Annotated in this window: 8 protein-coding genes; 1 reads left to right on the top strand and 7 read right to left on the bottom strand. The window is 46.9% G+C overall.

Going from position 1 to position 8,112, the window contains the following annotated elements:
- The 5 genes from VIM88_RS07805 to VIM88_RS07785 all read right to left on the bottom strand — a co-directional run.
- Window positions 1–666, bottom strand: a 666-nt coding sequence (locus VIM88_RS07805) for a symmetrical bis(5'-nucleosyl)-tetraphosphatase (RefSeq protein WP_331862332.1), incomplete at its 3' end; no start/stop codon positions are given.
- The gene (locus VIM88_RS07800) at window positions 666–1,154 is read right to left on the bottom strand and encodes a DNA-deoxyinosine glycosylase (protein ID WP_331862331.1); all 489 of its coding nucleotides are present in this window, start codon (window positions 1,152–1,154) and stop codon (window positions 666–668) included. The genes VIM88_RS07800 and VIM88_RS07805, both read right to left, overlap by 1 nt.
- Window positions 1,155–1,159: 5 nt before the next feature.
- Window positions 1,160–1,639 (bottom strand): DUF4149 domain-containing protein, encoded by a 480-nt coding sequence (locus VIM88_RS07795; protein WP_331862330.1) that lies wholly within the window; start codon window positions 1,637–1,639, stop codon window positions 1,160–1,162.
- 12 nt (window positions 1,640–1,651) lie between these two features.
- Window positions 1,652–2,473: a peptide chain release factor N(5)-glutamine methyltransferase gene (prmC, locus tag VIM88_RS07790; RefSeq protein WP_331862329.1), complete on the bottom strand. Its 822-nt coding sequence runs from the start codon at window positions 2,471–2,473 to the stop codon at window positions 1,652–1,654.
- The gene (locus VIM88_RS07785) at window positions 2,463–3,734 is read right to left on the bottom strand and encodes a M48 family metallopeptidase (RefSeq protein ID WP_331862328.1); all 1,272 of its coding nucleotides are present in this window, start codon (window positions 3,732–3,734) and stop codon (window positions 2,463–2,465) included. Before VIM88_RS07785 ends, prmC begins: the two co-directional genes overlap by 11 nt.
- Before the next feature lie 98 nt (window positions 3,735–3,832).
- Here VIM88_RS07785 and abc-f point away from each other — a divergent pair, with 98 nt between their 5' ends.
- Window positions 3,833–5,767 (top strand): ribosomal protection-like ABC-F family protein, encoded by a 1,935-nt coding sequence (abc-f, locus tag VIM88_RS07780; RefSeq protein WP_331862327.1) that lies wholly within the window; start codon window positions 3,833–3,835, stop codon window positions 5,765–5,767.
- On the opposite strand, the gene VIM88_RS07775 is transcribed toward abc-f, so the two are convergent.
- Entirely contained in the window at window positions 5,768–6,868 is a 1,101-nt protein-coding gene (locus VIM88_RS07775; protein ID WP_331862326.1) for a LysM peptidoglycan-binding domain-containing protein, read from the bottom strand.
- Between the two features lie 14 nt (window positions 6,869–6,882).
- A partial coding sequence (thrC, locus tag VIM88_RS07770) for a threonine synthase (RefSeq protein ID WP_331862325.1) occupies window positions 6,883–8,112 on the bottom strand: 1,230 nt, incomplete at its 5' end.

Genomic DNA, 8,112 nt, shown 5'->3' with positions numbered 1-8,112 from the left:
GCGCAGATCTATATCTTTACGATACTCACATTCGAACCAGGGTTTTAACTCCTGTTCCCTCAGTTCATCTGTAGGCGGACCTTTCTGGTCAAAATCGAGTCTGTGATCCCCATAACAAAAACGCATACGTGTAAAGGCACTGACGATATAGCGGTCGATATCTATAAGACTTGCCTTCCTGTTAAAACGGTTGCTCCCCTCTCTTAACATCTGCTCCAGCCATACGGAAGCATGCTCACTTTGCAATTTCTCTTCCACACGCTTTGCATACATCATTGCCATACCCAGATCGAACTCCGGCGAGATGCCTGCATGGGCCATGCAATACCCCAGTTGAAAATCCACATGCAGGAATTTCTGCCCTCTAAGCCAATCTATGAGCTTTTCGGCTTCCGGCGACTCAAGGATAGGGTCAATGGTAGGATTGGACTTTTTGATACCGTAGTAAGCCGCTATGAGGCTGATATCATGATTGCCAAGCACGATCTCGACATTTTCTTTGATACTGTAAAGGTATTCCAGGGTCTGAAGCGACCCCTCTCCTCTATTGACCAGGTCCCCCGCGATCCAAAGCCTGTCCTGTGTCGCATCGAACGCTATCTTTTCCAGCAAAGCCTTCAACGCACTGTAACACCCCTGTATATCGCCTATTGCCCACACTGCCATTATAGGTATCCCAACTGTTTTTTATACTCGGCCGCTTTTTCATCAAAGGTCATCTTTGCATAGGCAGCTGATGGCGAAGGAAGATAGACCGTCTCTATCTTCAAGTGCGAAAAGTGTCGTTTGAAGAGTGCTTCTGCCTTTTTCCCTGTAAAGGCCAGCTTCGTAATGCTCGGATGCTCCTGCAGAAATGTTTCCAGGTCATTGACCTCTTCGTTTTCCAAAGCGCTGTCCAAAGAGTTCTCCCTGCAGCATCCTTTTACCATATCCCACAGCCCGAACCTACACGCTTTCAGCAGCCAGATCTTTTGGTCACGGGTGTTCACCGGGTAGGTCGTGACCGTTTCAAGAAGTTTCCAAAATTGGTTACGGGGATGTGCATAATAGAAATTATTTTCAAATGACCGTATGCTCGGAAACGAACCCAGTATCAATATCTCTGTGTCTTTGAAGACGATAGGGTCAAAAGGATGTTCGAGCTTTTTCCCCATCTTGACTATTTACACGCCTTACGCATATTTTGAACGATAAGGATCAGCAGGGCAAAAGAGAAGAGCTTGAAATTGATCTCGCTGCCTTTATGCGTATTGATGAAGGCCGCAGACTTGGTCGCTTCGATCCCCTGCTCCTGCATCGCGATGATATCGGGAATATAGTACTGGGAAAAAAGCAGTCCTGTCGCCAGCACGACAAAGGTCGCTATCTGCGTCAGGGTATCTCTTTCAAATTTTTTAAACTTGTACCCTTCATACAGCACCACCAGCACGACCAGTACATTCACAAGATAGGAGAGTCTCAAAAAGTTCTCCGTCATGATCTGGCCTTCCTGGAACTGTGTCAAGATATCGCTGCCAAGCCACTGTTCCGTATGAAAGGTCACCGGTGCGACGACGATACCTGCAAAAAGCCCCGAGCCAAGCACTGCGCTCAAAAGTATCAGGTATCCCATCGTTACCATTCTAAAATATCTGTTCATTCTTTTGCATCCTTATGAAAATTTAATGACGAACCCTCGGTCGAGCTGTGCCAGGTCCTGGTAAAAGTGTATATATTCTACCCCTATTTGGCTAACAAACTCTTGTAAGGGCGCTTTTTGATCATATCCCATCTCGCAGGCAAGATAGCGTATACCTCTTGCCTTGACATCCAAAATGATCTGCTTGAGCAGTTCATCTCCGACCCTTCCGCCAAAGAGTGCTTCCCTGGGCTCATAGTCAATGACATTGGATGCAAGCAAAAAGTCTTCTGCGATATAGGGCGGATTGGAAACCACCAACTCCAGGGGTTCATCCACTTCGTCCAGCAGGTTGGACTTTCGCAGCTCTATCTGTCCGCCCAGACCGAATCTTTCAATGTTCTTTCCCGCCACTCTCAGCGGTATGTCCGAAATATCCGTAGCGATGATGTGAAGCTGGGGAAACTTACGGGCCAGCACGATGGAGATGGCACCGGACCCCACTCCAATCTCAGCGATCCTGGTGAACTGTTCTCTTTCGATGATCTCTGCGACCAGGTCTATCAGTATCTCCGTTTCGGGCCGGGGGATGAGCACCCCCTTTTCAACTTCCAGATGAATATCATAAAAACTGGCTGACCCTACGATATATTCGTAAGGTTCATGGGCCGCCCTTCTCTGGACCAGTGATTTAAAACCGTCCACATCGGCAAGATCCTCCCTGTCATGTGTCATCAAATAGGTACGGTCTTTTCCGAGATGATGGGCCAGGAGAAGCTCTGCTTCATAAGAGGGACGTTCACAAGCCTCCTGGAGCTCTTCTCTCGCCCACAAGAGCACTTCTTTAATCGTCATTTCTGTCCATATAGGCAAAGATGCCCTCTTTGGGTACTGCTGCCTCTTCGCCTCCAATGGGTTTGGACGCATCAAAGCCCAGCTCTTTGAGTCGTTCGAGCACGGGAGGATGCGTATAGTAGAAGAAGATCACCAGCGGATGCGACTTTGGAAATGACTTGTTCTCCGTCACAAGTTTCATCAGTGCCGATACCAGGTTTTCCTTACCGCCCATATGGGACCCGAACTCATCGGCTGCATACTCATTGTGACGGCTGACATACGACATGAAAGGCGTAAAGATAAAACTGATCAGAGGCAGCAGCAGCATCAGCATCGCGATCTGTACTCCCGCCTCAGGGATCACGCCCATCTGGGTAAAGAGTGCATCCGGCAGATGCCCGAAAAGATAAAAGGCAATAAAAAGAAGCACCCCCATCAGTCCGATGTTCTTCCAGATATCCCCATGCGTAAAATGCCCCAGTTCATGCCCCAGTACGGCGAGCAGCTCTTTGGTGTTCAGCTTTTCCAAAAGCGTATCAAAGAGCACCACGCGTTTGCTCTTGCCAAGCCCGCCGAAAAAGGCATTCAGACGGCTGTCACGTTTGGAGGCATCCATCACAAAGATACCGTCACTTCTGAGCCCGGCCTCATTCATCATGGCAGTGATCTTCTCTTTCAATTCACCCTCCTCGAGCGGAGAGAACTTGTTGAAAAGCGCCATAAAGGTGGGCGCCAAAACGTTTGCCAGTACTGCTACCGCGAACATCGCTGCAAACCCCCAGATCCACCAGCTTTCATAGCTCTCTATGATCCAGGACAAAAGTGCAAATACCGCCCCGCCCAGGATGAAGAACAGGAGGCTTGACTTCAGCATGTCGATCACGTACATCTTTGCCGTCATCTTGTTGAACCCGAACGCCTCATCGATCCTGAACTTCTGGTAGAGTTCAAAAGGAAGCCCGATGATGTAATTGACGATAATGAAACCGAACAGGAAAAGGACTGCCTGCAGTAGGCTTCCCTCGACCTGCACCATGGACGAAAGCCAGGCAAACCCTGCAAATACCCACCAGATAAATACCAGGTAATCCACAAACGTCGTCACGATAGAGAGCTTTTCATTGGCTACCGCATAGTTTCCTGCGGTAAGATACCTGTCTGCAGGCATCAAGACAGGGGTTTTTCTCTTTTCTTCATTGATATAGCCGATCTGCATAAAGGAGATGTAGAGTTTCATAAAGGTATAGAGAGAGTATAAAACGATGATGGTTTCCAGCATGGATGTCCTTGGTTATAGTATCGTAAAATATACCAAATCAAGCCTTAAAACCCACTCTATTTGCTATAATTGCACCAATACAGTAGAAGGATCCCCTTTTGGCACTCATAGACCTCTTTGACATCAAAAAACAGTATGACATTAAAGTACTCCTCGATGGGATCGATTTTCATCTCAATGAAGGAGAGCGTGTCACGATCGTGGGACAGAACGGATGCGGCAAATCTACACTGATGAAGATCATTATCGGAGAAGAGGAGCCCACAGAGGGGAAACGGATCATCAACAGTTCTGTCCATATAGAGATGCTTGCCCAGCAGCCTCACTTTGACCCCGGTCTTTCCGTCAGAGAAGCGATATTCAATGAATTGACAGAGCTGAAAGAAGCCAAACAGGAGTATGACAGGCTGAGCCTTCAAGTCGCCGAGGATTTTGAAAATGAGGAGCTGCTCAAAGCGCTCGAAAAGGTCAGCGCTTTTCTGGACCATCATAATGCCTGGAACCTTGATGACAAGATCGAACGTGTCATGCAGGAGTTCCAGCTCAAAGCCTATGAAGACCGTCCTGTGGTCTCCCTTTCGGGTGGAGAACAGCGCCGTGTGGCACTGGCCTCTTTGATACTTAAAAAACCCGATGTCCTGCTTCTTGACGAACCTACCAACCACCTGGATGTCTATATGGTCGAGTTTTTGGAAGAGATGCTGCTTAAAGGAAATTTCACCCTGCTCTTTATCTCTCACGACAGACACTTCATCGATACCATCGCCACACGCGTGGTGGAGGTGGATAACCAGCAGCTCGTCAGCTACAACGGTGGGTATATGAGCTATCTTGAGCAAAAAGAAGCGCGCATGCATGCCCTCCAAAAAGGGCATGAGAACCTGCTGAGACTGCTCAAACAGGAAGAGGCCTGGTTGAGCAAAGGGGTCAAAGCCAGGGAGAAACGTAACCAGGGACGGAAGAAGCGTGTCTTTGAACTCCGTGATGCGGCCAAGAAAAATCCTACGCTGATCCGCAAGATGATGGTGGAACTGGAACGTGAAAAAAAACATTTTAACCGCGAGGAAGGTGTCTCACGCAAAAAGATGCTTTTTGAACTTGAGAATCTCTCCTACTCGGTTCCCGGTAAAAAACTGATAGAGAACTTCAGTACCCGTATCCTGCAGAAGGACAAGATCGCCATTGTGGGGATCAACGGTGCGGGGAAATCCACCCTTCTCAAACTGATGCTAGGGCGCATCAAGCCCCAAAGCGGCAGTATCAAACAGGGAGACTTTTCCATAGGCTATTTTGACCAGCACAGAGAGATGCTCGACAACAACAAAACGCTGATAGAGACCTTCTGCCCTGACGGAGGAGACCATATAGAGGTACAGGGGGCCAGCATGCATGTGTACGGCTACCTCAAATCTTTCCTTTTCCCCAAAGAGTTTCTGGACAAAAAGATAGGCATGCTCTCGGGCGGAGAGAAGAACCGTGTGGCGCTTGCACTGCTTTTGACAAAAAAAGTGGACTGCCTGATCCTGGATGAACCCACCAATGACCTTGACATCCAGACCATTAATATCCTGGAAGAAAAACTTATCAATTTTCCCGGGGCCATACTCTTTGTTTCGCACGACCGATACTTTATAGATAAGATTGCTTCCAAGCTCTATATCTTTAAGGGGAACGGCGTCGTGGAAGAGTCATATCAGACCTATACCGAATACCTCGAAATAGAAAAAGAGATGAAAGCACTCGACTCGATCGAACAAGAGGTGAAGACAAGTACAAAAAAAGAGGCACCCAGAACCAAAAAAGTCCAAACAAAACTGAGCTACAAGGAACAGCAGGATTTCGATAACCTACCGGGTGAAATAGAAGCACTGGAAGCGAAAATAGAGGCTATCAATACCTGTTTGCAGGATCCCGCATGTTATCAGGAAAAAGGCTTGGCTGCACTGAGTGAGGAACTGTCCGAGCTTGAAGCGGAGTATGAACGTAAAAGTGACAGATACCTGGAAGTGTTAGAGATCTTCGAATCCCTCTGATCACCAGTATATCACCACACTGCGTCTGCCCCAGCGCAGCGCTCTCCTTCTATCCAGTCCCATATAGATATCGATACGTTTGCTGTACCGTTTATTCATTTTATCGCGTACGGTATAATAACCGGGTAACCCGCCTATACGTACTTTTGTTCCATTCCGCATGCCATATCTTGTTAACATATCTCTGGAGACTGCAATGATCTTCATACCCGGACGGATACGATTGCTCCACGCTGCCATGAAAGGTGAACTGTCTGTTTGTCTAACATGTGAAGTATATGCGGTTGCCGTGACCCGAAGTTTTTTCGTTGTTTCTATCACGACATGAGGAAGCGGAAGGGTAAGCTTTTTGCCTACACGTATGATCGCATTGCGTTTGATCCTGTTGAACTCCATGAGTTCTTTAGGTTCAAGCTTAAACTTTTTGGCAATAGAAATGATCGTATCCCCCTTCTCAATAGTGTACGTGGCAGAAGAGATCGCATCGATCATCTTTTGTTCAAAAGGAAGCTTTAATTTCTGTCCGATACGTAAAGGAGACTGGATACTGATACCATTCATTTTCGCAATGTCTTTTGTTTTTAATCCAAATTTCTTTGCGATCTTGCTCAGTGCATCGCCGCTTTCCACTCTGTATTGACCGTAAATGATCTGGGGTTTCTCAGGTACGATCTGTTTTAAAAGATCTCTTTCGATACACGGGGGGTTCTCGCAGGGCTCCGCCTCTTCTATCTCTTCTGTCTTTTCATCAGGGACAACATGAATGTCCAGCTCTTCTGTGGCTGCTGTCTTTACAGGGGGTTTTTCACTTCCTTTAAATCGTACAGATTCTTGCACATTGACATATTTTTCCAGCATCTCTTCCACTGAGATCACTTTTAAGAAACGTCTTTTTTCAGGTTTAGGAAGCGTTTTCTCTATGATCAGCTCTTTGGTATCGTGGTCATAAGTGATCGCATGTGCTCTATGGAACCTGGATCCATAAGGGTTGCATTCACTCGTACCTTGTGTTACAACCCTGCAGTCGATCATTGATTTTGCTTCAGCCGATGCAATGCATAGAGAGAAGAGTAATAAAAGCGGTAAAGATTTTCTGTACATGACCGTATATATCACTATAAAAAGTTCAACATCTCTGCTTTGATGGACTCTTTTTCAACGATAACAGAATGGATGATCGGTTTGTCAAATAGACCGTTGATCATAGGAGGCACGGTCACATTGGCATGTCCACTGACCCATTTGAGTGCTTCCACATCATCTTTGACCTCATGTCCCAAAGCCTTGGAAACAGCCGGGCTGAACTTTGTCCATTCAGCGGTAGAGTAGACCACTGTTTTCAGCTTTTTCTCTCTCAGGTTTTTATAGGCTCGCATACAGGTTGCCGTATGAGGATCCATAATATACCCTTTTTCTGCATATTCCCCCACGACGGCTTCACACTCTGCATCATCAGAGAAAGAGGCATCAAAATCCTCACGCAGCGATGCAAGTTCGTCCGCGGTCAATCGGTACTTGCCATCCCTCGCCAATGCCTCCATAAGCTCTTTGGTACGCGCTGCACCGAATTTGTCGAACATGATACGCTCTACATTCGAACTTTTTAAAATATCCATAGCCGGGGATTCTGTCTGTACCAGTTCACGTGTGGTAAGGTCATACTCACCCTTGGTGATCCAATCTGTCAAAATATTGTTGATATTGGAGGAAATAAGGATCTTTTCTATAGGAAGTCCTGCTTTTTTTGCATAATAGGCTCCCAAAGCATTCCCGAAGTTTCCGCTGGGAACGACCAGGTAGATCTTCTCTCCCATCTGAATACTCTCTTTACGTACCAGTTCCAGGTAGGAATGGATATGGTAAATGATCTGAAATATGATACGTCCGAAGTTCACCGAGTTCGCCGCAGAGAGTTTGATATTCCGCTCATTCAGCTCTGCCTTAAAATCGGCAGAGGCGAGCAGCTCCTTCAATGTATTCTGTGTGTCATCAAAGTTGCCTTTCACGCCGATGACTTTAAGGTTCGAAGCATCTTCTGTGACCATTTGCAGCCTCTGTACGTCCGATGTTCCGCCATCCGGGTAGAGACAGGCGACCTGCACACCCTCTTGGTTTTTAAATGTTTCCAATGTTGCAGGACCGGTATCTCCACTGGTTGCTGCCATGATAAGATAGTGCTCAGCTCTTTTTTGAGCCAATTTGCTTAATACATATCCAAAAGGCTGCAGTGCCATATCTTTAAAGGCCCTTGTCGGCCCATGATACAGTTCTGCCACAAAACAGTCCTCTTCTATTTGTGAAAGTGGTACCGGATTGGAAGGGTCATCAAAAGCATCATATCTTTT

Origin of the sequence: Sulfurovum sp., assembly GCF_036568385.1 — a bacterium.
In the GTDB taxonomy this organism is placed as follows: Bacteria; Campylobacterota; Campylobacteria; order Campylobacterales; family Sulfurovaceae; genus Sulfurovum.
This window is presented reverse-complemented; position numbering and strand designations above follow the sequence as displayed.